This is a genomic window from Paraflavitalea sp., assembly GCF_059502485.1.
This window is the reverse complement of record NZ_JCACET010000011.1, coordinates 276,494-301,652: the sequence shown is the minus strand read 5'-3', so window position 1 is coordinate 301,652 and position 25,159 is coordinate 276,494. Positions and strand designations below refer to the sequence as shown.

Annotated in this window: 18 protein-coding genes; 11 read left to right on the top strand and 7 right to left on the bottom strand. The window is 47.5% G+C overall.

The genetic code is table 11. The features are described from left to right. Nucleotides 1–13 precede the first annotated feature (13 nt). The 6 genes from AC5JBY_RS29045 to AC5JBY_RS29020 all read right to left on the bottom strand — a co-directional run bounded on the left by AC5JBY_RS29045 (nt 14) and on the right by AC5JBY_RS29020 (nt 8,758). Nucleotides 14–1,024, bottom strand: coding sequence for a ComEC/Rec2 family competence protein (locus AC5JBY_RS29045; RefSeq protein WP_495908197.1), 1,011 nt, complete (start codon nt 1,022–1,024; stop codon nt 14–16). A 46-nt stretch (nt 1,025–1,070) separates the two neighbouring features. Further along, on the bottom strand, nt 1,071–2,336 hold the full coding sequence (locus AC5JBY_RS29040; RefSeq protein ID WP_495908196.1) for a hypothetical protein: 1,266 nt from the start codon (nt 2,334–2,336) through the stop codon (nt 1,071–1,073). A gap of 30 nt (nt 2,337–2,366) precedes the next feature. After that, a complete protein-coding gene (locus tag AC5JBY_RS29035; protein ID WP_495908195.1) occupies nt 2,367–3,761 on the bottom strand; it encodes a JHBP domain-containing protein in 1,395 nt (464 codons plus the stop codon). Nucleotides 3,762–4,161: 400 nt separating this feature from the next. Beyond that, nucleotides 4,162–6,525, bottom strand: coding sequence for a family 10 glycosylhydrolase (locus AC5JBY_RS29030; RefSeq protein WP_495908194.1), 2,364 nt, complete (start codon nt 6,523–6,525; stop codon nt 4,162–4,164). A 194-nt stretch (nt 6,526–6,719) separates the two neighbouring features. Further along, on the bottom strand, nt 6,720–8,327 hold the full coding sequence (locus AC5JBY_RS29025; protein ID WP_495908193.1) for a hypothetical protein: 1,608 nt from the start codon (nt 8,325–8,327) through the stop codon (nt 6,720–6,722). Between the two features lie 71 nt (nt 8,328–8,398). Further along, the gene (locus AC5JBY_RS29020) at nt 8,399–8,758 is read right to left on the bottom strand and encodes a hypothetical protein (RefSeq protein ID WP_495908192.1); all 360 of its coding nucleotides are present in this window, start codon (nt 8,756–8,758) and stop codon (nt 8,399–8,401) included. A 227-nt stretch (nt 8,759–8,985) separates the two neighbouring features. On the opposite strand from AC5JBY_RS29020, the gene AC5JBY_RS29015 reads away from it, so the two are divergent. From AC5JBY_RS29015 to AC5JBY_RS29005, 3 genes are all read left to right on the top strand, one after another. Next, nucleotides 8,986–9,981, top strand: a complete 996-nt coding sequence (locus AC5JBY_RS29015; RefSeq protein ID WP_495908191.1) for a GlxA family transcriptional regulator — start codon at nt 8,986–8,988, stop codon at nt 9,979–9,981. 167 nt (nt 9,982–10,148) lie between these two features. Beyond that, nucleotides 10,149–10,781 carry a hypothetical protein gene (locus tag AC5JBY_RS29010; protein WP_495908190.1) on the top strand — a complete coding sequence of 211 codons (633 nt, stop codon included), beginning with the start codon at nt 10,149–10,151 and terminating at the stop codon, nt 10,779–10,781. Between the two features lie 169 nt (nt 10,782–10,950). Continuing rightward, nucleotides 10,951–11,514 carry a hypothetical protein gene (locus AC5JBY_RS29005; protein ID WP_495908189.1) on the top strand — a complete coding sequence of 188 codons (564 nt, stop codon included), beginning with the start codon at nt 10,951–10,953 and terminating at the stop codon, nt 11,512–11,514. Nucleotides 11,515–11,576: 62 nt separating this feature from the next. On the opposite strand, the gene AC5JBY_RS29000 is transcribed toward AC5JBY_RS29005, so the two are convergent. Then, entirely contained in the window at nt 11,577–11,771 is a 195-nt protein-coding gene (locus AC5JBY_RS29000) for a hypothetical protein (protein ID WP_495908188.1), read from the bottom strand. A 97-nt stretch (nt 11,772–11,868) separates the two neighbouring features. Between AC5JBY_RS29000 and AC5JBY_RS28995 the strand changes: the two genes are divergently transcribed. The 8 genes from AC5JBY_RS28995 to AC5JBY_RS28960 all read left to right on the top strand — a co-directional run bounded on the left by AC5JBY_RS28995 (nt 11,869) and on the right by AC5JBY_RS28960 (nt 25,156). Further along, nucleotides 11,869–12,369 carry a contact-dependent growth inhibition system immunity protein gene (locus AC5JBY_RS28995; protein WP_495908187.1) on the top strand — a complete coding sequence of 167 codons (501 nt, stop codon included), beginning with the start codon at nt 11,869–11,871 and terminating at the stop codon, nt 12,367–12,369. Between the two features lie 89 nt (nt 12,370–12,458). Continuing rightward, entirely contained in the window at nt 12,459–13,475 is a 1,017-nt protein-coding gene (locus tag AC5JBY_RS28990) for a GntR family transcriptional regulator (RefSeq protein ID WP_495908186.1), read from the top strand. A gap of 14 nt (nt 13,476–13,489) precedes the next feature. After that, nucleotides 13,490–15,076, top strand: a complete 1,587-nt coding sequence (locus AC5JBY_RS28985; RefSeq protein ID WP_495908185.1) for a solute:sodium symporter family transporter — start codon at nt 13,490–13,492, stop codon at nt 15,074–15,076. 47 nt (nt 15,077–15,123) lie between these two features. Further along, the gene (locus AC5JBY_RS28980) at nt 15,124–17,172 is read left to right on the top strand and encodes an alpha-amylase family protein (RefSeq protein WP_495908184.1); all 2,049 of its coding nucleotides are present in this window, start codon (nt 15,124–15,126) and stop codon (nt 17,170–17,172) included. A gap of 303 nt (nt 17,173–17,475) precedes the next feature. After that, complete coding sequence (locus AC5JBY_RS28975) at nt 17,476–20,694, top strand: SusC/RagA family TonB-linked outer membrane protein (protein ID WP_495908183.1); 3,219 nt, start codon at nt 17,476–17,478, stop codon at nt 20,692–20,694. Between the two features lie 89 nt (nt 20,695–20,783). Beyond that, nucleotides 20,784–22,712: a RagB/SusD family nutrient uptake outer membrane protein gene (locus AC5JBY_RS28970; protein WP_495908182.1), complete on the top strand. Its 1,929-nt coding sequence runs from the start codon at nt 20,784–20,786 to the stop codon at nt 22,710–22,712. Between the two features lie 33 nt (nt 22,713–22,745). Further along, a complete protein-coding gene (locus AC5JBY_RS28965) occupies nt 22,746–23,930 on the top strand; it encodes a DUF5000 domain-containing lipoprotein (protein ID WP_495908181.1) in 1,185 nt (394 codons plus the stop codon). Between the two features lie 20 nt (nt 23,931–23,950). Beyond that, on the top strand, nt 23,951–25,156 hold the full coding sequence (locus AC5JBY_RS28960) for a DUF4998 domain-containing protein (protein ID WP_495908180.1): 1,206 nt from the start codon (nt 23,951–23,953) through the stop codon (nt 25,154–25,156). The last annotated feature ends 3 nt before the right edge of the window (nt 25,157–25,159 follow it).

The window sequence follows — 25,159 nt, the reverse complement described above, 5'->3', positions numbered from 1 at the left end:
TATTGACCATCTTTTACTTAAGCCTATCGACCGTGATGCTATAATCAGTACCATCACTCTTGAACACAATATTGCCCTGTGTGGCAGTAAGGAAAATGCCCAGATCATTATTTTCTGTTACATACTTGGTAACAGGGTCCCGATAGCAGTCGACCCGATGCATAGGGATCGTAATACCGTTTTTCCCATTGCCGTCCACCATATTTTGTACATAGTCGAGCAGGTCGCAACGGGGGTGACCGTACCCCATATGTTCCGCGCTGGCCGAAAAGATGCCGATCTGAGGCTTGACTTTTCCCAGAAAAAAGGCGCTGTTGGAATAGTTGGAGCCGTGATGAGCAAACGAATAAACCGTTGCCCGCAGGGCTTTGCTGGACCAGGTTTGTGTTATCCAGTTTTCTGTGACCGCTGTGGCATCGCCTGTAAGAAGCACCGTCGTGTTGCCATAATCAACCGAAGCCACGATACTCCTTGAATTGGCGTCGCCGGGAACATTTGCGGCCAGTATGTAAACCTTCGTGCCTTGCCCGACATCCACTTCGTTACTGGGGTTTGTACTGGAGTAGTAATTGGGATAGCTTATGTACTGGGTAGTATTGGGCAATGATGTAAACCAGTCACTGAGATATTTGTCGTATTCCGACTTGTTACCACTATAATGTACATACAGCGGTTTTTTTGCCTGCACTATAGAAGGGATGATACTGACATGGTCCTTGTCGGCGTGTGAAAGAATAATGGTAGTGATATCGGCGCCGCCAGTAGCCTTAGTGATATATTTTACTATGTCGTTATAATCTACCTTGGAAGAAGTCGTGCCTGCATCATATAGCATGTACTTGCCTGCCGGTGTTTTGATCAGAATACAGTTGCCTTGCGCCACATCGATAAAATGCACCTCAAGCGTAGCGCCACTGACCGGAGATGCTGTGCTAAGCGCCGTTACCTGCGCCTGCAGCGACGCTGCATACAGCAGCAATAATAGCAATAGCCTGAAGCGGCTTATGAATAATAAGCATTTCATAAGAAGGTTTATTTGAATGATCCAATAAATATTCGGTCAGATCGTATCAGGAAACGACCAGCGTTCCGACAATGGTCATCATATTCGCACCCGAACTGGTTACATTGCTGATCTGGGGCACAAACTTCAACTGCGTACCACTGATGTTGACCTTATAAGCAGGCAGGTTGTACGAACTAAAGTTGATGTTGTGCAGTGAAGTACTTACGATTGGCGTCACCACGGCTGTAATAGCTTGCGTAATGGGCCAGGTAATAGCAGAAAGAATCCATTCCAACACACTGCCGCTGGGCTTGAGCAGGAAAGTGAAAGCATTGATACTTCTGGCAACTATATTCACACTGTTGCTGCCAGCAGGCTCCAGTTGACACGTTGCCTGTGGTGCAGGGCCGCCCAGTACATCGTAGTTCACGCCAATGGGTATCCATAATACAGTAATCTTAGCGCCTACATTACCATCGATACCAAAGTCCACGATCAGGTTGGTTCCCTGTAGCGATATGGTGGGATTGTTGATATTGATAGAATAATGATAGTCGGCGCCGCCTGCACTGGTGCCAACGCTGCCACCACCGGAATAATTCTTCGATTGGCCCAGCGCCGATGTTGTCACCGCCTGCATGGCATCCTGGCTAAGCAACGCAAAGAAGTTGGTAGATGGCCATGGATAACCATTGGGAATACTGGCTGGTCCTTTATTGATAAGATTGGTGACGGCTATGATGGCGCCACCAGCCACGGTAGCGGCTATAGGCGACAGCTTAATGCCGGGCATATCAGGAGGCGGTATACTAAGGCCGGCAAGCGCTTTGTTAGAGGCCGTCAATAACTGAGGCATTACCACTTTACTGGCAAAGAATTGTTCCATGGGATCTTTGAGCGGTGTAAAACTTGCACTGCTGGCGGCCAGCGTCAGGTTATTGCCCGATACACTGAGCAGGCAGGACAGCGTAACATTCAGGTTGAGTACCGTCTGCTCATTATTAGGTTGCTTAAGCGTGATCTGCAAATTGGGGAAAATGACATCGAAGGCAGGGCTTTGCGCAACGGCAGCCTGTAAAACTTCCTGTGGTAGTTGCAGGTCATTATTACTGTGCATTGCCGCTGCCTGTTCATGCAGTGCCTCCACAGTAGACTTCGATGGTGAAAGATTGAACGTGGGTGGGGCAGTGGCAGCCCAGGTCATCGTGATGCCTGGAAACTGATCCGAGGTGCCACTCCCTTGAAAGAGGTCGGGGATCCTGGTAAATAGCTGTGCACTGCACAAATCGAGTTGTTGCTGGCTTACGCCAACGGCTACATCAAATGGCATACAATTAGTTTTAAGTCGATAAGTTGAGGATTATCCGAATATCTTTTTAATGGCATCGTTTATGCGATCGCTCAGGTACTTTTTCACATCATCGCTGTTTAAGCCCGATGTGATCTTTGTTACCATCAGGTTTTGCATAAAACTCATATTGGCAATAGCATTTTGGACCCTTGCATTGAGCTCTGATGCATGATCGGGATTAAGCGTTACGTGCAGCAAAGGGATGGTGGCAGAAAGATCAGTTACAGTTACTACCAGGTCGGTCCCCTGCATAGCTACAGTGCCTGTAACAGATAAAGTAGGTAAACCAAAATTATCAGTGAAGGAGCCGGTAATCTGCGAAATATCACCCGTACTGGCAAAACGGTTCGTTTCAGGCGCGTACTCCTCGTGCCGGTTGTTGGCCAGCCATTCTTCATGCGCAGCATGCGCTTCTTCGTAGGCTTTCTGATAAATAGCTTCTTTACGAAGTTTGGAAGCCGCAAGCATATCTGGATGGAGCGATTTGGAACCTCCGTCTTTAACATAGCCCATGAAATTGTTGACACTTTTTCCGCCATAAGAGTGAGCTTCACCGTTGAGGTTGCTATTGTCTGCATTGGCATAGATAGAGTTGTACAACTCCTGTCCACGTGGGTCACCCAGTTTGATCAAAGAATTAGCTTCAATAGTGAGCACAGTTTCCATGTAAAAACCATGATGATTGTACCCATCATCATTAAATCCAGTGCCTGTATCATCCGGGTTTTTTGCGGCATTACTGGTGTTGTTCATAAAAAATGCAGTATCCTTTCCATCTGTGGTATAATAGATCCAGGCGTTATGAAAAAAGCCATTGCTCTTATTGTCGTGGCCATTTACTTTGGCGTTCTGCGCCAATACGATAGAATTGAGCGTGTCATTCTGCTCATAATAAGCATTCACCAGTTGATTGCCATTAGGATTGGATGGGTCAGTTAGCTTATCACGATACTGATAAGCGAGGTCTATATTATCGGCTGTAGCGCCAGTCATAGCCATAGCGCGGGAAGCACCCAGCAGTCCATTGGCGGCACCTATAGCACAACCTACTATACCACCCGAGTCCACTTCATAATGACCGCTGAAATTTAGCTGTCCGAAACCGATCTTGAGCGTGAGTGTATGAGTAGGGTCGTCATAACCAAACCCCTTCTCAGTAATGGAAGGTAGACCAGTGATCTTGTTATTATTCATCTTAAGAGAAATATAGCCAAGCACGCTGTCTTTGAATAAGCTGATAGGGCCAATATCCTGTACGGAAGATCCTTCCAGTGGAGGAATATGGATGTTGTTCCAGTTTAACCCATTTTTCATGACATTGGGAAGATAGTACTGCGTGTTGGGCGTCCATAAAAGTTTCCAGGCAGCCCGGAGAATTATCTCATCAGTGGATTGCTGTGACATATTTTTTGGTTTAACGATGACGTATGAAAATGACGGGTCGGTTCGTTCAATGCTGATTGAACAGATTATGACTATTGGTCGGAACAGTGAAATTAATTAGTTAACAATGGGTCTTTGGGGAGAGTGCTATGGTCGGTAAGAAATATGCGCTAAGTTAATGAGCATGCGATATCGAAAACAAGCGTATATCTACTGTACTATATGCGTAGACGTGAGTGAAAACACTACGTAGGTTAAGTAATGTGACCCTGATCGTAATAAATGATACGTGTGACCGAAAAATAATCCATATATAATAAGTAGATAATTGCACTGATTAGCTTATTTGTGACACAAAAAAGGGACTGACTTACGTCAGCCCCTTAATAACTATCTAAGCAAAGGACTCGATGCCTTTTCTTTACAACTTCACCAACTTCACTGTTTGAATATTGTTCCCTTGTTTCACCTGCAGGTAATACATGCCCGGTCTATAATTAGCACCAAGCGTAAACAAGCCATTGGCAGCTAACCCTGTTCTTGATTCCACAGTGCGACCGGTGTTGTCTGTTACGATGAAGCTCAACGGCTGCAATGAAGTACTTAAAGTAAGTACATAGAATTGATTGGGCGAAGGATTGGGGAACGCCTTCACAGTAAGTATGCCATCCGGGAATGGATCGTTGGGAATACGTGGTATCCGTACATGCACCTGTTGAGCACTGCTGTTACCTGCCAGGTCGGTAGCTGTAATCGTAATGGTGTAAGTGCGGCCATTACTCAGCAAGCCTTTCTCTGCACGCAGTTTTACATGGTGATTGTCTACAATCACCCAGTCGGGCGCAAGATTGCCATACAAGCCACCGGTTACCGGTTCACTGCTGGTAACAGACAGGGCGGTGGTAACGCTACCACAATTATCTGTAGCATCATAATTGATGGTCACATCTTTCAGCTGCAGGTTGGGGGGCCATATTTCAGCAGGACTAGCAGCTGCGTTGGTGATCAGCGGAGCAATACTATCGGTGATGGTGAGCGCGAACTCACAGGAAGCTTCGTTGCCGCCGGCATCTGTAGCTGTCAGTGAAATAGTTACGGCGCCATTGCCATTGATCACAGTGCCTGCCGCCGGCACTTGTGTTACCGTAACGGCGGATTGACTATTTACCAATGCCTGTGCAGTGTAATCAGGCAACACGATATTGCAGGCCGAGTCGAGGTACAGCGTTTGATTGCCCGGGCATACGATAGATGGCGGTAAGTTGGACGCTGTATTGGACAGTACACTTTCATTGTTAAATCGGTCCACCGCAGTAACGGTATAATAATAAGTAGTACCAGGCAACCCGGTAGTATCTGCAAAGAGCGTGGTATCCGTATTGGTAATGGTCAGGATGTTATCGACATTATTAATATCGACAGTAGTATCTTCCGAGCGATAGACGACAAAACGAATCGCCCTGTCCAGCTCAGTCGCAGCAGTTGGTTTCACCCAGTTCAACACCACAGAATCGCCGGGGTATTTTACCGCTGTGAGCGAAGCAGGTGCGTCAGGCGCTATGCTGTCGCGCCAGGGCATGCGTGGAAGCAGGGCTGGCCGTTGGTAAAAGAACAAACGCAGCGAATCGCGAAATCCCAGCTTAGTGGTGCTGCGCAAGCTGCTGGTATTATAAATAGCCTCTCCATAAATATTAGGATAAAGCGGGTCCCTGTTCAGCCGCATTTCGTTGGGGATCATGGAAGGATTGGCCCAGTTGACGCCCTGAGCAGGATCATTCACCTTGTAACCGGCCATACCTATATAAATATGTCTGCCGTTGGCCTGGTTGTTCCACCAGGGAACAATGGCTGCATAGTTAGCCCCGGACTGACCTATATACCAGTATACCTGCGGAGCAATATAATCTACCCAGCCTTCCTGCAACCATCTTTTGGTATCTGCAAAGAGGGTAGTGTAATGCTCCAGGCCACTGGTAGGTGTGCCAATAGCAGGGTTGGTACTGTTGCGGTAAATACCGGAAGGCGATACGCCAAACTTCACCCAAGGTTTCAATACTTTGATGGTGTCGTACAGACTTGATATTAAAAGATTCACATTATCACGACGCCAATCGGCCCGGCTGGTAAATCCGCGTGGATCGAGCGTAAAGGAAGAGTCATCATTGTAAGGCGTAGTACCTGCCGGCGCAGCAGGAGGGTAGAAGTAATCATCGAAGTGAATGCCATCCACATCATAACGTTGCACGATGTCGACAATAACACTGGATATATGATTACGTACTACCTGTAAACCGGGATCGAGCACACGTAAAGTGCCCTGACTCAACAACCAATCGGGATGCAACTTGGCCACATGGTTGGCAGCAAAGCCTGGCAGGTTGCCCGAGTTGGCAACAGCCCGGTAAGGGTTGATCCAGGCATGAAACTCGATACCCCGCTTGTGACATTCATCGATCATGAACTGCATGGGGTCCCAGGGCGTACTTGGCTCCCTGCCTTGTGTACCGGTCAGGTCGGCAGACCAGGGTTCGATGGTGCTGGGGTAAAGCGCATCACATTGACTGCGTACCTGTATGAACAAGGTGTTCATACCAGTTGCTTTGTGGTGGTCGATGATGGTAAGGAATGCGGCCCGTTGCTGGGCGGGTGTTTGTGTGCGGTTGGGCCAGTCGATGTTGGCGTAAGTAGCTATCCAGGCGCCGCGCATTTCACGTTTAGGCGGCTGCTGGCCTATAGCCAACAAGGATAAGATCATAAGACATACAGCAAGTAAAGATCTTTTCATAAGTGTTAGTTTTGCAGGTTTACGCCTAAAATACAGCACCCTGCTGCATATTAGTGCAACTTTTAGGCGGTGTGGAAAGAAAAATAACCTGCAAAAACACGCAATAACAGTCAGGCCGCTCAAAGCGGCCAGACTAATGACTGGGCTGCAACCATCACTTATCAACCTTTTAACCTCTCAACTCGTCAATCTTATCATACGATTGACTTAACAAGGTCTGGTGACGTATTAGCAATGTATGTAGACAACCCTGTATCCTCTAAGAATTTATTGGAGAATAACTGCGCAGTCTTCTCTGTCAGCAATGCGCTGCGGTATTCCTTCCAGGTAGTAGCCTTGTCGTCATACATATATTGAACAAGACCGGGAAATGCCCAGTCGGCAGTTTTACCCCAGTGGATGGTGAAGGGTATATTATTAGCTTGAAGTACTTCAATAGTGCGTTTACAGAACTGCTCCATGCTGATGATCTTATTCTTCTTAGCCTTCCAGATCAGGCCATCGATCTCCAGCATGCAGGTGATAGGAAATTTGGTAAAGGCAAGTGTAGCCCTCGACTGCTTTACAAACCGCATGGCATAGATGCCGGGAATAGGTCCTTCATCCTTTGCCAGCTTGGTCAATAGTTCCAGCGCTTTCCCGGAGTTGGTGTGGTCAACACCTACTGCAATAGCATAAGCAGGTCCCTGGTAAGGAGCATCCCAGAATATCTCTGCCAACGTGCCGGTAGCTTCCAGGTCCACGGCTGGCAGCACTGATTTTTCCAATACCTTGATCAACTTGGGAATGCTGTTCTTATACTTCTCTGCGATCTTGGTAAACAGGATAATGAGGTCGCGGTAAATAGCTGTCTTGATGCGTGGTAGCGGATCGGGATACTCTGCCACATACGGCTTTTTATAAATAGCTTCCACCACATATTCCGGATCATTGACATAAGGATTGATGAACACCTTATAATGAAAAGCGGTGTTGCCCTTTCCATTAGCATCTGTTTCGCCGGGAATGGTAAAGGCAGAGTTGGCAAAGTCAAGTGTCTTGGACAACTCTATCGCCAGATCTTTATTGATCTTCTTTACATACCGTTTCAATAAAAAGCGGTCTTCCGTTTCAATAACAGCACCATGAATAAAACCAAAAGAACCAAGCCCCACCAGCGCCGCGTTGAACAAACCGTCATTGCGTATCACCCTTGCCTTGATACGACCGGCAAACACCTCATTCAAAGCGGGCTCTGTATGACGCTCCAGGTACACGATATCTTCAGGGTTGGGACCAATAATCAGGTTTAGCCCTACCACCCAATCCTGTACAGAACCTACACCGAGCGCCGAACCATGCACGCCGGTTGATATGCACCCTGCAATAGTTTGTCCATTGCTGGCGCCCGTAGCTTTTAAAGACTTTCCATGATCGAATACAAACTTGTGTATCTCTTTGATCACATTACCACATTGCACAAAGAACAGGTTTTCCCGTTTGAATGTAGAAGCAGCATGCATCTCGTCATCCAGAATGGCTTTCTTTGTATTCATCTCCGCATTGAAATGCATATTATCCTTCTGGTGAGCCACATGATTCATAGACCAGGCAGAGCCATACGCCCTGAAACCTTCCTGCTTGTCCAATGCATCTTTAAGCAATCGCTGTATCTCTGCGGCAGCATCATTATAGCGGTCGATCAGGGAAGGCATATTGCCCTTTCCTGCAAGAGAAGTTTTATATAATACTTTAGTAGGGAACGGGCCGTTGTTGTGAAAAGTGTCCCAGTTTTCTATTGCATGTTTCGTAGTAGTAGCCATAACAATTGGTGTAATTGATGTTAATACATTTTTCTAACTCGTTGCCTCAATGTCTTAATGCCTTGTTGCCTTTATTGCTCCTTCAAACACACATACTTGATCTTCACTTTCCGTTTTTTGCCAAAAGTGATGGCGCTCAGCAGCACGCCGCCGAAGGTAACGCGGTACTCAACCGAGTAAAAGCCACCCGATGGGCACTTTTCGATGAGGTAAAAATCCCCTTCATGCAGCTTCAGGGAAATGGTCGTATCGATCACATGCACCTTTTTGCCCTTGTAGAAATTACCGCTATTATTCAGCGGGTCAGGCTCAGGTGTACCGTCCTTGTTGACGATGCGGACAGAATAGCAAGAGGATAGAGAAAACAGGATAATAAATGAGAAAAATAACAGAACCGACAGGTTCTTGCGCTTGCAAATCCGGGTGGTCATGATATAGTTGTTTGGGTGTAAGTATGTAAGGGCCACGGATTTGACGCTAAGATCAGCATAAAAACAATACCGCCACATACCACAAAGAGGTGATACCAGGCATTAGTTGGCCGGAAACAGGCATTCATACATCGTCAGGAGGTTGTTTATAGAAAGAGGGCCAAACAGGCAGCCCTCAGGGGGATTTCAGACAGGCTTTCGGCGTAACTTTATAGCAAATCATAGCCATGAAACATGTATCCATCCTGGTGCCGGAGGGAAAAAACAACGTTAGCAGCATCATCGGTCCCTACAAATTCTTTCTCAAAGCCAATGATTACTGGCAACGGCTTGGCCATGAACCGGTTTTCCGGATACAGGTAGTTGGCCTTTCCCAGACCATTGAGTTATACGATGGCTTATTTACCATACGGCCGCACGCCTCTATTGCAGACATCAAACATACCGACCTGATCATTATACCGGCCCTCAGTGGAGATTTTGCCTCCAAGATCCCCCTCAATATGGATTACCTGCCCTGGATCAGGGAACACCGCGAAAAAGGAGCGGAGATCGCCAGCATCTGTACCGGCGCATTTATATTGGCCGCTACCGGACTGCTGGATGGCAAACAATGCTCCACCCACTGGAATGCTGCCGGTTCCTTCCGGAAGCTATTCCCGCAGGTAGAGCTGGTAACCGAAAAGATCATTACAGATGAACAAGGCATCTATACCAACGGCGGCGCTTACTCTTTCCTCCACCTCCTCATTTACCTGGTAGAAAAATATTATGATCGCTCCACCGCCATCTTTTGTTCCAAAGTATTCCAGGTAGACCTTGATCGCTTTAGCCAGTCGCCTTTCATTATCTTCTCCGCACAGAAAGAACATGAAGATGAACTGGTGAAAAAAGCACAGGTATACATGGAAGAGAACATGGCCGAAAAGCTATCGTTTGATCACCTGGCAGCTCATCTCAATATCAATCGCCGCAGCTTCGACCGGCGCTTTATCAAAGCAACTGGCAACACACCACTGGAATACCTGCAGCGCGTACGGATAGAGGCAGCTAAAAAAGCACTGGAAACATCGCAGCATTCCATCAACGAAGTATTATATGATGTGGGCTATGCCGATATCAAATCCTTCCGGGAAGTATTTAAAAAGATCACAGGCCTGTCGCCGCTGGAGTACCGTGGCCGGTATAATAAAACTGCGATACCGGAAAAGATGGAACATTGACCGGAAAACTACAAGCACTTCAGCGGGTTTTTCCCCCATTTTAATAGCGATACAGTCTGTTTCAAGAAATAAGTCATTCTCAATAAGGTTACAGGCTGTACATTTAATAATTCAATCAACTACAACCGTTAATCATTAATCCTTCTATTAAAATGGGACTTTTCAGCATGAAGACACCGGTAAATAATGGCCCTTATACGGACAGCTCTACAAACTTCATTTACAACCTGCTCTTTTGTGACGACTTAAGCCTGTATGTACAAAATACTAAAGAGCCATACACATATCCATTTGATATCCTGTTTGCAGACAATACCTCCATTGCAGACTTACAGGGAATTATTGATGACGCCAGTGCAGACCCACGAATAAAAGTGCTTGCTTATAACAAACAGCTCACAGTCGGACACAAGCCTGCCAACAAAGAATTGCTGGCTGTGATTGTGGAAATAGGACTTGATGACGGACTGGTTGTTTTAGCCTCCTTCCATGACGGAACAGCAAGATATATCAACCATACAGGCAATGTCCTGGTGTGGGAAACAACCGATGACCCCAATGCAAACGCAATAACGAGACAGCTTTTTGATAACAGCATAAAGATCGTTAACCAGATCGGTCCCTGGGATAAGCCAAGAAGGCCGGCTCCAACAAAGGGACTTATGAGAATTACGTTCCTTGTTTCCGACGGACTTTATTTTGGTGAAGGCCCCATGGATGTGTTGTTCAATGACCCGTTGGCAAGCCCGGCCCTGACAAGCGCCACCCAACTGATGCAATACATAACCTCCAAGTCTTAGAAATAATACAATGCCTGACAGGGTAGTAATGCCCGCGACAGGCCACGCCAATTCATTTTAACAGAATTTTTACACCTTTCGATAGCGCGTATAGGCTACTCCATGCAACACGGCAGAAAAATACAGTACATTAGGTGAGAATCTTTTTTCCTCACCCAACATGTATAGTATGAAAAAGACATTGACTATTGCAGTAGCCCTGAATCTCCTTATGCTCGCTTCGTTTGCTCAGGTCGGTAAAGTCTTCGCCAGTTACAATAAGCTCACAGAACTCAAAGGCACAGATTATGTACTCGCATCTGTGGAAAGCTGGGGTAAAATGATGCAGGCAGAAGAGCGCCGCCTGCTGTTTATCAATACCCGCAACGGAGAAAATAAACAGATCGAATTTCCCAAAGACGCCTATATCGAAGGCATCGAGCAACTCAAACTCGACACACTCAACATCAACAAAGTGCTGGTAACTGCCAGGACGGTTAATCTTAATGGTAACAGGTCAATCGACTGGTATGATCCCAAACAGGTGATCATATTTACACCCGATGGAAAACAACAAACCCAGATCACCAATAACGATTTCTTTGTAAACAACTGGACCCTCAACCGTCAGACAGGCGTAATTGTCGTTGCAGGACGCATAGACTCCAACAAAAACGGAAAGCTCGACAAGGATGACCAGCCAGAGATATTTCTGTACGACCTGAAGGAGATGAAAGAGCTGGTTAAACAGTAGCCCTTAGTGCGAATAGGGAATACCGAAAGATACATATGAACCATCAAGACAGGCACATTCCATCAGGAAGGCCTGTCTTTAGTATTTTTGATCAATCCCATACCGGCAAAGAAGAATATAGCGCCCAGGATGGCATAAATGATAATACTTTTGACATTCCGGGAACCACCTCCGCCATTCATGAAGCTAACGCCAGCCATAATGAGCCCAATGGCGCCCAACAGCGAAAAGATGATCCCCAATACACGCTTTTCCATGGTTGTTTTTATAGAGCCCTTTCAAATCACGTGCCCGGGTAAGGTATTGAGACTCAGCAAGCAGATATTCTATATATTTGGACATTATGCAAGTATAATGAGCATCATCAGCATCTTTAGAAGACGAAAAAGCATGCAGCCCAAAGAAATAATCTTACTGGCAGGTGCAACCCTTTACCCTGATAAAATTCTCATTGAAACAGTTGACCGTGTTAAAGAAGGTTTCGGCATTTCCTCGACAAAGATCACAACATTACCTGTTGATGCTGACCTGGAGACATTAGGGGCAATAATCCGGCAGCATCTTAATTTATCCCAAACAGGCTTGTCAATTCCCAAAGATTACAAACAACATTACAAGGAGTTTTTAACTAAAGCGGGGTTTAAAAATGGCAAGGAACATCATGAGAGCGCTTTATACCTAAGCATTTTATTCCGGCAGGATCAAATAATAATTGGCCCAACAAAGAATGGCGGCTATACTGGTAAAGACAGAGGGTTTTCAGGCATAAAAGGTTCAGATATAATTATAGATGCTAATGTCGATAATTCAACATTAGCCGGTAAGATCAGATACGGATGGGTCAGATGTGAATAAGCAGCCAACATTATTTTGCCAGTAGTACAGAATAGGATAGATTTGTTGTGCTGGGCTTTTGCCAGCATACCAAACCAAGTGATTGCCGTATGGATGATGTATACAAGCAGATCTATGAGATGGAGGGTGTCAACAGCCTGTCCAAGCACGAGCAGCTCGTCAATGGCATATTGAGTGCCATTCAGAAAAAAGCCCTGTCGCAGGGCGATATGCTCCCTTCTGTCAACAACCTGATCAATGAGTTTGGCTTTGCCCGCGAAACCATTGCCAAAGCCTATAAAGACCTCGTAAAGCGTGGCATTGTAGAGTCCAAGAACAGGGTAGGCTTCTTTGTTTCCAATATAGATATCAACCAGCACCTCCGGGTGGCCCTGGTCCTTTTTGCCTTCGATGCTTTCCAGGAAACCTTCTACAAGGTCTTCCGCTCAAAGCTGGGCAAAGGCGTGCATATCGACGTTTTCTTCCACCACAACAATATAGATGTACTGGACAGCACCATACAAAACATCCGTGGCCGCTATGGCATGTATGTGGTAGCGCCAATCCCGCACCCCCGTACGGCAGGCATCCTCGAAACCCTGCCCATGGACAAGTTCCTCATGATTGACCGTTTCGAGAAAGTAGGCGGTGATCATTCCTATGTGGCCCAGGAGTTTAAGAACTCGTCCTATAAAGTATTTGCAGAGCTTAGCGATACCATCAAGGAGTACGATGCAATGATCTATTACCACCGTCCTGCTGCCGATACGCCCATTGAGATCCTGCAGGCCTTCAAGTCGTTTGTAAAAGACTATAAAGTAAAGCACGAGATAAGAGCCGAATATTTGCCCGGCACCCTCGAAAAAGGGAAAGTGTACTTTACCATCAACAATACCGAGCTGTGGATGATGCTGAAAGATTGCAAGACGATGAAGCTGAAGCCTGGTAAAGATGTAGGCATCCTTTCTCACAACGATGAGGTGGTAAAAGAGCTGATCTTCGATGGCATCACTACCTATGCTGCCGACTTCCGGGCGATGGCCGAAAAAGCAGCAGACTTTGTGCTGAAAAGAGAAAAGATCCAGGAAATAATCCCTACTGTGTTAATCAGGCGCAAGTCGCTATGATGATCTGATACACCATGAATCTGACAGGATTTATTTGCTTCTTACTATGCCTCGCCACCGTGGCAGCTGTCGCCATCTTCAAAACAAGGAAGATACAGCTGAATACCACGGTAGCCTACTTTATGGGCAATCGTACCCTCGGCTTCTGGATGGTGGGCATGTCATTATTCCTCACCAACCTCAGCAGCAACCAGTTTGTAGGAGAGAACGAATTTGTATATACCACCGATATGACGGTGATGGCCTGGGGCATGAGTTCTATCCTTGCCATGCTCATTGTGGCAGAGTTTTTCCTGCCTATTTACCTGCGCATGGGCGCCGTCACCACACCCGATTACCTTGAACACCGATTTGGACCCGGGCTTAAGAAGATCGTATCACTCATCTTCCTGGCCAGCTACCTGGTCACACTGATACCTACTATTTTATATGGAAGCGCCGTGGCGCTCAATGGCATCTTTCACATCGATGAAGCCTTGGGCATTAGTTATTTCTCTGCCATCTGGTTGTTGGTAGTGTTGATAGGTGTGATCGGTTGTTGCTACACGGTACTGGGAGGTTTCAAAGCCATCACTGTGTCCGATCTGGTGCAGGGAACAGGCTTATTGATAGGTGGCCTTGCCTTACTCTGGTTTAGCCTGCGCTACCTGGGCGATGGCAGTGCTACAAAAGGTGTGCAAACCCTTCTCGGTTCAAAAAAAGAACACCTCAATGCCATTGGAGGTTCCCACGATCCCATACCATTCAGCACCCTGTTTACGGGCATGTTCCTCATCAACCTCTATTACTGGGGCATGGAACAATACATCATGCAGCAGGCCCTGGCAGCTAAGAGTTTATCGCAAGGACAGAAAGGAATGTCGCTGGCTTGTCTGGGCAAATTGCTGTCACCCTTATTGCTTAACGTGCCCGGCCTGATAGCTGTGCACCTGTATCCTAATATCACCAATACAGCCACGGTATATCCGCGGCTCGTAGGCGATGTGTTGCCGCCCATCATGACCGGCTTCATAGCAGCCATCATTTTTGGTGCAGGCATTAGTACCTTCAATGCTGGCCTCAACAGTACAGGAACCCTATTCATCATGAACCTGTACAAACCCTGGCGAAAAGGACAGGCGAGTGACCGTGAACTGGTAAAAGCTGGCCGTACTTTTCAGATCAGCATCACAGCCATTGCCATGTGCTTTTCACCCTTCATTCTTTATTTCGAAGGAGGCTTTTATCATTACATACAAAAGATATCCAGCTTCTTCAGCGTACCGGTATTTACGGTAATGATCGTAGGATTTCTCACGAAACGCGTGCCTGAATTGGCAGCCCGTATCGGTTTATTATTCTTCATCATTACCTATACACTAAGCCAGTTCGTGTTCGATATACAAATGCATTACCTGCATGTGGTAGCCATCCTGTTTATAGTAACAGTATTGCTGATACTGGCGATAGGGAAGTGGAAGCCATTGGCAGAACCCTACACACCGCGCAACCTGGCAGTGGTAGACCTGCAACCCTGGCGCCACCGGTATTGGTTCTTCCTGTTGCTGATTGCAGGCATGGCAGGCGCCTTTTTCTTGTTTTCAAAAGCAGGTATAGCATAAAACAGATACAACATAACCACCCCATGAATAAAACCGTGAATAGACAAATGAAATATATGTCAGGCAAAACGCCGGTAAAGATGATGGTTGCCATCATGCTCTTATGTAATCTTTCTACTGTTTGCATAGCCGGAGATAAAAATGACATCATCAATATTCCCTTTGGTAAAAAAGATACTATACGGTACTATATGTTCAGTGGTACTTACAATGTAATATTCAATGGCAAACGGGTTATCGAAGACGCCTCCGCCGCATATGGCGGAAATGTTGCACTCAAAAGCACCAACGCAAGCAAACGAAAACATTCAGTCACTTCCATTAACGATGCGTGGGGGAAAGGAAAACTACATATCATAGAGCGAACTGAAGAAGGCATGCGCATGCAGCAACTCTTTTACGTATACCCAGGGAAGTCCTTCTTTTTTGTACAGGCAAAAGTGTATGGAAAGGAGGCTGCGGCTGATTTCATTTCACCACTCTACCGGAGCTTGCTCATAATAGAAGATGCAGGAGATATACGTGCGCTGCAGGTGCCTTTTGACAATGATATGTGGGCGCGCTTCGACGCTCAGCCGCTGAGTAAAGCCAATTATATCAGCAGTGAGGTAACGGCCTTGTACAATAATGACAACCATCAGGGGTTAATTATCGGCTCGATAGAACATGACGTTTGGAAGTCAGGCATTAATGTGCGGGCGCTAGACAAAGGCGAAGCATTGTTGATGGCTTATGCCGGATTTACTGACAGTGTAGTTACCCATGATAATATCCGGCACGGCAAAGTGTCAGTCAATGACACCCTGTGTAGTTCACCTAAAATAATGGTGGGTATGTTCGACGACTGGCGCACCGGTATGGAAGAATACGCCAAGGCCAATACGCTTGCCGAACCCCGTAAAATATTTAAGTGGAACAAAGCTACACCTATGGGATGGAACAGCTGGGGCGTTATACAAAATCACCTCAACATCGATAAAGCCAAAAGGGTAGTGGACTTCTTCGCCGATAGCTGCAAACATTTCCGTAATGAAGACAATACCCTGTACATCGATCTCGATTCTTATTGGGACAATCTTGTAAAGGGAGGCTTAAAAGGTGATGTAAGTCAGCTAAAAGAATTCGTACAATACTGCCGCAGCAAAAAAATGGTACCCGGCATCTATTGGGGTCCTTTTGCCGACTGGGGCAAATATGATCGTAAGATCGAGGGCTCCACTTTTAGTTACCCGGCTTCCTGGATCACGCAGAAAGGAGTGCCCACAGAAGTGGATGGCGCACGCGCCATGGACCCAACCTATCCCGGCACTAAAGACCGCATTGTTTATTATATCAATACCTTCAAAGAGTTGGGATTTGAAATGATCAAGATCGATTTCCTGGGACATGGTGCCATGGAAAGCGATCATTTCTACGATCCTTCCGTCACTACCGGCATGCAAGCCTATAAAATAGGAATGGAGTTTTTAGACAGTGTACTGGATGGCAAAATGCTGACGTATGCGGCTATTTCACCTACCATGGCTACCGGGCGATATGTACATATGCGGCGCATTGCCTGTGACGCCTTCAGCGCTATCGACAACACAGAATATACTCTGAACAGTACAGGATATGGCTGGTGGCAAAACAAGCTCTACGATTACGTAGATGCCGATCACATTGTATTCAACAAAGAAAAGCCCGGCGCCAACAGGGCCAGGCTGGCCTCTGCGCTGGTGACAGGCACACTGATCACGGGCGATGACTTCTCTGCTACCGGCGAATGGAGCACAGTCGCCAAACAGTTGCTGCAAAACAAAGAGCTGTTGAACATCATCAAAGACGGCCGCAGCTTCAGGCCCGTAGATGCCAATTCAGGAAAGAGAGCGCCGGAACTGTTTACCCGCACCATCGATGGCATCACTTACCTGGCCGTATTTAATTATGATCAATCTGCCCGCACCTATACCATATCACCTGAATGGCTTGGCCTGAAGAAGGGCGCCAAATTAAAATTGCAGGAGCTGTTCACCCAAACATCCTCTACAACTACCGGTCAGCTTTCGCTCACAATTTCACCATCTGACGCAGCGATCTATAAAATAGCGCAGTAGTCGTACTCAAGTGTTGTGCATCTCTTCAGTCGCCAGCGTCTCGCTGGTGACGCCTATTTACAAGCCTCCGGCTTGTTCACAGCAAGCCAGAGGCTTGCAAATACCCTCACTCGCCAGAGGCGAGCGAGTTTATGCGTATTATAATTCCTTCCAATCCATTAAATCCAACAAATCGTGGTCAAAAATATTTTGCTCCATACAAAATAAAAGTATATTTGTAGTAGTATAGTATAGGATAGTACAGATAGGACTGCGACTAACCCCGAATCTGTCAAATTTGGAAAACTAACATTGCTTTTTATTATGATTAAAAGAATTGCTTGCCGTGCAGGGCGACTGATCGCTCATCCACGCGCCATTCCCATTCTGCTCCCTTCCATCTTATTCACCTTTTCATTATTGGTTGCTACTGGTGCGTTGGCCCAGGACTCAGGTGGTACCATTTCCGGTACCGTGGTCGATAGCGCCAGCTCGATGCCATTGGGCAGCGTGTCGGTTATGATCAAAGGCACCAAACAGGGCACCAGCACCGATGAAAAAGGGCATTTCTCTATGGACATCTCCGGCAACCAGGCGCTGCTGGAAATTTCCTTTGTAGGCTACCGCTCCAAAGATGTGATGGCCCGCAAAGGACAACCCATACGTGTGCTGCTGAGCCTCAGTGCCGATACCACGGGCGATGTGATCGTGGTGGCATACGGGCGGCAGAAAAAACAAAGTATGGTGGCCTCCATTACCTCCATCAACCCCAAAGAACTGCGTGGTCCCACCAGCAACCTTACCACCATGCTGGCCGGTAGGATCTCGGGTGTGATCGCTTACCAGCAAAGCGGTGAGCCGGGCGCAGATAATGCGGCCTTCTTCATCCGCGGCGTAGGCACCTTTGGCGCTGGTAAACGCGATCCCCTCATCCTGATCGATGGTATGGAATCGTCCAATACCGACCTCGCCCGCTTGCAACCGGATGACATTACCGGCTTCTCTGTATTGAAAGATGCCGCTGCCGCCTCACTCTATGGCGCACGAGGTGCCAACGGTGTGATCCTGGTGACGACCAAACTGGGTACCGAAGGCAGGGCCAAATTTAATGTGCGCCTGGAAGCACCGGTTACTACCAATACGCGCAACTTCAAGTTTGCCGATAACATTACTTATATGAAGCTGGCCAATGAGGCCGTGCTTACCAGGGACCCGCTCGGCGTATTGCCCTATTCACAAAACAAGATCGACCACACCGCTGCAGGAGATGATCCCCTCCAATATCCCAGCAACAACTGGATCGACCAATTGATAAGAGATTATTCTGTGAACCAGAAAGCCAACCTCAACGTAAGTGGCGGTGGCAAAACAGCACAGTATTATATTGCTGGTACCTACAACATCGACAGGGGTATCCTGCGTACCGTACCCGGCAGCAGCTTCAACAGCAATATCAAACTCAGTAACTACAGCGTACGCTCCAACGTAAGCATCAACGTCACGCCTTCTACCAAAGTAATCGTAAGGACTTCTGGTCAGTTTGATGACTACAACGGTCCTGTGGGCTATCGTGATGAATACGGCAACTGGGTGAATGGTGGACGCGCAGTATTCAACAGCGCCATATGGTCCAACCCGGTAATGTTCCCGGCGTATTATCCATCCAGCTATGCACCGTATCTCAACCACCCGCTGTTTGGTAATGCGTTCATTGGCAATACCACCTCGCTGTACAACAATCCTTTTGCCGGCATGGTATCAGGATTCCAGCAATACAATACTTCGACACTCAACGCACAGATCGAGGTTAACCAGAACCTGAACTTCATTACCCCGGGCTTGTCTGCCAACTTTATGGCATTCACCCAGCGGTATTCCTTCTTCAATGTGAACAGAAGGTATCGTCCTTTCTATTATACTTTATTGCCCGATCCTAATGGCAAGCTCACCGTATTGACGCCCATCAACAAAGGGCAGGGGACTGAGTACCTCAACTATGAGCAGGGCGATAAGATCCTGAATACCGTAACCTATGCACAGTTCTCTGCCAACTACAGCCGCACCTTTAATGATAAGCATGCTGTAAGTGGTATGGTGATTGGCATTATGCGCAACTTCCTCAATGCAAACGCCGGCGATCTGCAATCATCATTGCCGCAAAGGAACCTCGGTGTGTCAGGACGCTTTACCTATGCATTCGACGCCCGTTACCTCGCCGAAGCGAACTTTGGTTACAACGGTTCCGAGCGTTTTGCTTCCAACAACCGCTTTGGTTTCTTCCCCTCTGCGGGTCTTGGTTGGGTAGTGTCTAATGAACCTTTCTTCGACAAAGCAAAAGATTATGTATCCAACCTGAAGTTCCGCTTTACCTATGGTCTGGTAGGTAATGACCAGATCGGTAACGTGAACGACCGGTTTTTCTATCTCTCCAATGTTAACCCTAATAATGATGGCCGTGGCTTCCACTGGGGTTCCAGTCAGAATTATTATGTAACAGGCTATTCCATCGGCCGCTATGCCAACACGGCCATTACCTGGGAAAAGGACGTGATGACGAACTATGGTATGGACCTTTCTTTCGCCAATGGCATCAATGTAACCGTAGACGCCTTCCATGCAATACGCTCCAACATCCTGATGGATAGAAGCACTATCCCCAGCACAATGGGATTGGAAGCTACTGTAAGAGCAAACGTGGGTAAAGCATCACGCAAGGGTGTGGATATAGCGATAGATTACTCCAAGACCTTCAAAAGAAGCCTGTGGTTACAAGTGCGTGGCAACATGACCTATGCTACCAGCAAGTTCCTCATCAACGAAGAGCCCAACTATCCTGATAACCTGAAATACCTGTCGCGCATCGGCAACTCCCTCAACCAGGTATATGGCCTTGTGGCAGAAAGATTATTTGTGGATGATATCGAAGCAGCCAACTCACCAGTACAAAGTTTTGGTGGCAACAAGCCAATGGGTGGCGATATCAAATACCGCGACATCAATGGCGATGGACAGATCACAGGGCTGGATATAGTGCCGCTGGGACATCCAACTACCCCGGAGATCACGTATGGCTTCGGCTTCTCCCTCGGATACAAGGCTTTCGACTTCAGCGCCTTCTTCCAGGGCAACGCGCGCGTATCATTCTTCATTAATCCTTATAATATTTCACCCTTTGTTCTCAATGGTGGTTCACAGAACGGATTGCTGACAGCCATTGCCGAAAGCCATTGGTCTGAAGAAAACCAGGACCTGCACGCCTTCTGGCCCAGGCTCGACCCACGTTTCAACGACAACAACTCACAAGCCTCCAACTGGTGGTTGCGCAACGGTGCCTTCATGCGGTTGAAAACAGTGGAGTTGGGATACAACCTGCCCAGCAAGTTTTTACAGCGCCTGCATTTCTCCAACTTCCGGGTATATGCCAACGGGCAAAACCTGTTTGCCATCAGCAAGTTTAAACTGTGGGACCCTGAAATGGGTGGCAACGGCCTTGGTTACCCTGTACAGGCAGTATACAACTTCGGCATCAACTTCGGGTTTTAGCAGTCGCCATTTACCGGTAAGCTCGAACAGATACGAACCACTGCCGATTGCCGACTGCCGATTCACGATTCAAACAAAACGAACAACAAATGAAACCAAAATATTACATCCCGGCTTTCCTGCTGATACTGACAGCAACAGCTTGTAAAAAGAACTTCCTCGATGTGGTGCCGGATAACGTAGCAACACTCGATAATGCATTCACCATGCGCGCGGAGGCCGAGAAATACCTCGCATCCTGCTACTCATACCTCCCCAATGACGGCGACCCGGTGAGCAACGTAGCTTACCAGGCCGGTGACGAATTCTGGCTGGCCTATCCACCAGCGAGTCTTACGGCTACCAACTGGAACATCGCCCGCGGCAACCAGAATGTGGTAAGACCTTATGGCAATATCTGGGATGGAGATTACTTTGAGAATGTAGGTTACGACAACATGTTCACAGGTATCCGCACCTGCAACACCTTCATTGAAAATGTAAGCAACACCAGCAAAATACCAGACCTCACTGCCGACGAAAGAGACAGGTGGTTGGGCGAAGTGATGTTCCTGAAAGCCTATTACCATTACCTGTTGCTGCGCCAATATGGACCTATTCCCATCATGGACAAAAGCATTCCCATCAATGCGCCGCTGGAACAAACCAAGGTAAGACGTGAACCAGTAGATTCAGTAGTGAACTACATTGCCGGCCTCATGGACCAGGCAGTGGCCAAATTGCCGGTAGCATTACTGACGCCTTCTGTTGAGTTGGGCCGCATCACCAAGGCCATCGCTTTAAGTATGAAAGCGAAGGTGTTGGTACTGGGCGCCAGCCCTCTGTTCAATGGCAACCAGGATTACCTCACGTTCAAAGACAAACAAGGCAGACCACTTGTCAATACAACGTATAGTGTAGAAAAATGGCAACGCGCTGCTGCTGCAGGTGCTGCCGCCATCAAGGCTTGTGAAGATGCTGGTATCTTCCTTTATAAGTTTATCAATACTACAGGCTTCAACCTGACGCCCGGCACTATTACCCAGATGAGCGTACGCAATGCGGTATGTGAAAAGTGGAACCAGGAATGGATCTGGGCCAATTCAGAATCTTCTACCTGGCAGTTACAATACTCCTCTATGGCACACATAGACCCTGCCAACTCCGGCAACTCCAGCATTTATGGAACCCTCGGGCCAACCATGCAGGTGGTGCGTCAGTTCTATAGCAAAAATGGTGTACCCATCACAGAAGATAAAACACTGGACTTCTCCAACGCCAATCAGCTGCGCACTGCCAACAACAGTGAACGCATCAACTTTGTAGAGGGCTATCAAACAGCGCGCATCAACTACGACCGCGAACCGCGTTTCTATGCCGACCTTGGTTTCGATGGTGGCCGCTGGTATATGCAGAACAGCCCCAGCCGTACTGATGAAAATACCTGGAGCGCTCAATTGAGACTGGGACAGTTTGGCGCTGGTGTAGCCGTAACGATCACAACTTATTATCCCAAGAAAATGGTGAACTGGAAGTTTGCTTACCAAAGCAACAACAGCAGCCATATAGAAGATTATCCGCTGCCCACCATGCGCCTGGCCGAATTGTACCTGCTCTATGCAGAAGCATTGAACGAAGCCTCCGGCCCACAGGAAGATGTATACAAATACCTCAACATGGTGCGTGAGCGTGCAGGCCTGCCTACTGTACAACAAAGCTGGACCAACTTTTCTACGAATCCTGCCGCTTACACCAGCAAGGATGGACTGCGCGAAATTATCCGCGCAGAGCGCAATATCGAGCTGTCGTTTGAAGGGCACCGCTTCTGGGACCTGCGTCGCTGGAAACTGGCTGGTCAATTGCTCAACGGCAACGTAACCGGATGGGACAGGAGTGGTACTGCCGACAGGCCCGACCTGTTCTATACACCGACCACCTATTACAATATGCGTTTTGTAGTGCCCAGGGATTACCTGTGGCCCATCAGAGAAAACAACCTGCCGGTAAACGAAAACCTCGTACAAAATCCGGGCTGGTAATCATCATTAACAAGGCTTGCAAAACAGATTAATATGAAAAAACAAACTTTAATAATAGCCGCTTTCCTTGGGATAACAGGAATGTGGAGTTGCACCAAAGAAGACCCCAACGGGATCACGGAAAACAATTCCAATCCTCCCGGACAGGTTTCCAATGTACAGGTCACCAACGAGCATGGTGCCGCGTTGATCACCTATACGCTGCCTGCCGATCCTGACCTGTTATACATCAAGGCCATGTATACCCTGGCCAACGGTACAAAGCGGGAAGTGAAAGCATCTACCTACACCAATCAGTTGAGAGTAGATGGGTTTTCAGATACGCTGAAACATACTATACAGCTGATAGCTGTGAACAAGAGTGAGGTGGCCTCTGCTGCCGTGAATGCAGAAGTATCGCCACTGGTATCACCCATCCAATTGGTATTTCGCAACCTGCAGGTAACTGCCACCGCCGGTGGTATCCGGATAAAATCACTCAACCAATACAAGGGCAATGTAGTGATCGTTCCATTGATGGACTCTGCCAGCAAGGGCGATTACATCAGCCTGGACAATATCTACACCAGCGATTCCATCATCGCTACCAGCATCCGCGGCCTCACACCCGTACAAAAGAAGTTTGCCTTCTTTGTACGTGATCGCTGGCTCAATACAACCGACACCTTGTATGCCTCCATCACACCCGCCAAGGAAGTGCTGCTCGACAGAACAAAGTTCTCCTCGTATGTGTGCGACAACGACACCAAAATGTCGTTCAATACCACCGTTGATATGATGTTCACGGGGTTGCTCAACAATGAATGGCCCTGCACTTATACTGACGAAAGCTCTGGTGTGCCCACCACCATTACCTGGAGCCTCGGCCAACAGCCGGTTAAGCTAACGCGCTTCAACCTGCTTACCCGCCGGGAAGGGAATTTCTATTATGCAAAAGGAAGCCCCCGCAGGTTTGAAGTGTATGGCTCCAATGAGCCTACACGCGATGGGGACTGGTCTAAGTGGACGAAGATATTGACCTGTGAAGTGGTAAAACCTTCCGGCCTGCCGCTGGGTCAGGAAAACAGTGCCGACTACGCTGCCGGTTCTGCCGGGTTTACATTCGATTTCAATGAAGACACGCCGCCTTACCGGTACCTGCGCATCAAATGCCTGACAAACTGGATAGGCGCTTATTTCATCGTTATCCAGAACATGAATGTCTGGGCCACTGAATAACACACCATAAAACTAAGTTCATGAAACGATACATCATTAATATACCAATTTGCCTTGCAGGGGCGTTCCTCGTCATTGCTTCGTGCAAAAAAATGGACGATTATAAAAAACACGCAGAAGGAGGGGAGATCATCTATCCTTCCACCTTCGATTCCCTGAAAGTGATACCCGGTAAAAACCGCGCTATGGTTACCGGTATACTGAAGAGTGATCCCCGTGTAGCCAAATACCGCATCTTCTGGAACAGCGGCAGCGATTCTCTTGAAGCACCTTTTGTGCGTTCAGGCGGCGTTGATACGATGAAACAGATCGTGCCCAACCTGCCCGAAGGACCGATCACCTTTACCATACGCACGTATGATGCCAAGGGTAATAAATCCATCCCCATGATCGCCACCGGCAATGTGTATGGACAAAGCTTTCAATCCTCCGTTAACCAACGTGGTAACCGCGTAGTACTGAAGACGAGTTTTGCGGCCGATGGATCAGCCACGATCAACTGGGCCAATGTGGATGCATATGTAGGCGTGCTCGGCATGCAGATACATTATACGAATGGCGATAATGTTGTTCGTGATACCATTGTGCCAGCGCAGTTGGTAGATCAACAAACCGTTATTCCCAATGTAGGCATTAAAAATTTGCTTAGTTATAACACACTATATCTGCCGGAGAAAGTTGGTATCGATACATTTACCGTAACAAAGAAAGAATTGCCGGCATTTACCGAAGTGATATTACTGAATAGTGTGAAGCCCGTAGCCAATTCAGCGAATGATGGCAGCCGTTGGGCTACCCTGCGCGACTGGATCACCAACCCTGCCGCCAAGAACCACAATGGTTATGGCGGTACAGATAATTCCAGCGATGCCAAGATCTATTTCGAAGCAGGGTGGGGTGGAGCAGCTATCCAGAATGGTAAGATCCACCAGATCGTTACTTTGCCTCCCGGAAAGTATAAATTCGAGGGATCAGTAGACTGGTACCACCGTGGAGCGAGAAACGATGTATACCTGGTGGCTATGCCCGGCACCAATGGCTTGCCAGATGTAGACAATGTGAATACGGCTTTCGCTTCCGCCAAACTTGAAAGCGGCTGGTGGTGGTGGGATACCACTTTCGAAGTGACCCAAAAGACTACTTTCTCGATGGGGCTGCTGTTGTATATGAATGACGATGGAGAGGCGACGCGACTCAACAGCATCAGGTTGTATATCGTAAATTAATAT

Bases quoted from the DNA above. Each gene is read 5' to 3' on its own strand.
- AC5JBY_RS28960 (WP_495908180.1), top strand. From the start codon at position 23,951: ATGAAACGATACATCATTAATATACCAATTTGCCTTGCAGGGGCGTTC.
- AC5JBY_RS28985 (WP_495908185.1), top strand. From the start codon at position 13,490: ATGAATCTGACAGGATTTATTTGCTTCTTACTATGCCTCGCCACCGTG.
- AC5JBY_RS28965 (WP_495908181.1), top strand. From the start codon at position 22,746: ATGAAAAAACAAACTTTAATAATAGCCGCTTTCCTTGGGATAACAGGA.
- AC5JBY_RS29040 (WP_495908196.1), bottom strand. From the start codon at position 2,336: ATGCCATTTGATGTAGCCGTTGGCGTAAGCCAGCAACAACTCGATTTG.
- AC5JBY_RS29035 (WP_495908195.1), bottom strand. From the start codon at position 3,761: ATGTCACAGCAATCCACTGATGAGATAATTCTCCGGGCTGCCTGGAAA.
- AC5JBY_RS29010 (WP_495908190.1), top strand. From the start codon at position 10,149: ATGAAGACACCGGTAAATAATGGCCCTTATACGGACAGCTCTACAAAC.
- AC5JBY_RS28975 (WP_495908183.1), top strand. From the start codon at position 17,476: ATGATTAAAAGAATTGCTTGCCGTGCAGGGCGACTGATCGCTCATCCA.
- AC5JBY_RS29045 (WP_495908197.1), bottom strand. From the start codon at position 1,024: ATGAAATGCTTATTATTCATAAGCCGCTTCAGGCTATTGCTATTATTG.
- AC5JBY_RS29020 (WP_495908192.1), bottom strand. From the start codon at position 8,758: ATGACCACCCGGATTTGCAAGCGCAAGAACCTGTCGGTTCTGTTATTT.
- AC5JBY_RS28990 (WP_495908186.1), top strand. From the start codon at position 12,459: ATGGATGATGTATACAAGCAGATCTATGAGATGGAGGGTGTCAACAGC.
- AC5JBY_RS28980 (WP_495908184.1), top strand. From the start codon at position 15,124: ATGAAATATATGTCAGGCAAAACGCCGGTAAAGATGATGGTTGCCATC.
- AC5JBY_RS28970 (WP_495908182.1), top strand. From the start codon at position 20,784: ATGAAACCAAAATATTACATCCCGGCTTTCCTGCTGATACTGACAGCA.
- AC5JBY_RS29025 (WP_495908193.1), bottom strand. From the start codon at position 8,327: ATGGCTACTACTACGAAACATGCAATAGAAAACTGGGACACTTTTCAC.
- AC5JBY_RS29005 (WP_495908189.1), top strand. From the start codon at position 10,951: ATGAAAAAGACATTGACTATTGCAGTAGCCCTGAATCTCCTTATGCTC.
- AC5JBY_RS29000 (WP_495908188.1), bottom strand. From the start codon at position 11,771: ATGGAAAAGCGTGTATTGGGGATCATCTTTTCGCTGTTGGGCGCCATT.
- AC5JBY_RS28995 (WP_495908187.1), top strand. From the start codon at position 11,869: ATGAGCATCATCAGCATCTTTAGAAGACGAAAAAGCATGCAGCCCAAA.
- AC5JBY_RS29015 (WP_495908191.1), top strand. From the start codon at position 8,986: ATGAAACATGTATCCATCCTGGTGCCGGAGGGAAAAAACAACGTTAGC.
- AC5JBY_RS29030 (WP_495908194.1), bottom strand. From the start codon at position 6,525: ATGAAAAGATCTTTACTTGCTGTATGTCTTATGATCTTATCCTTGTTG.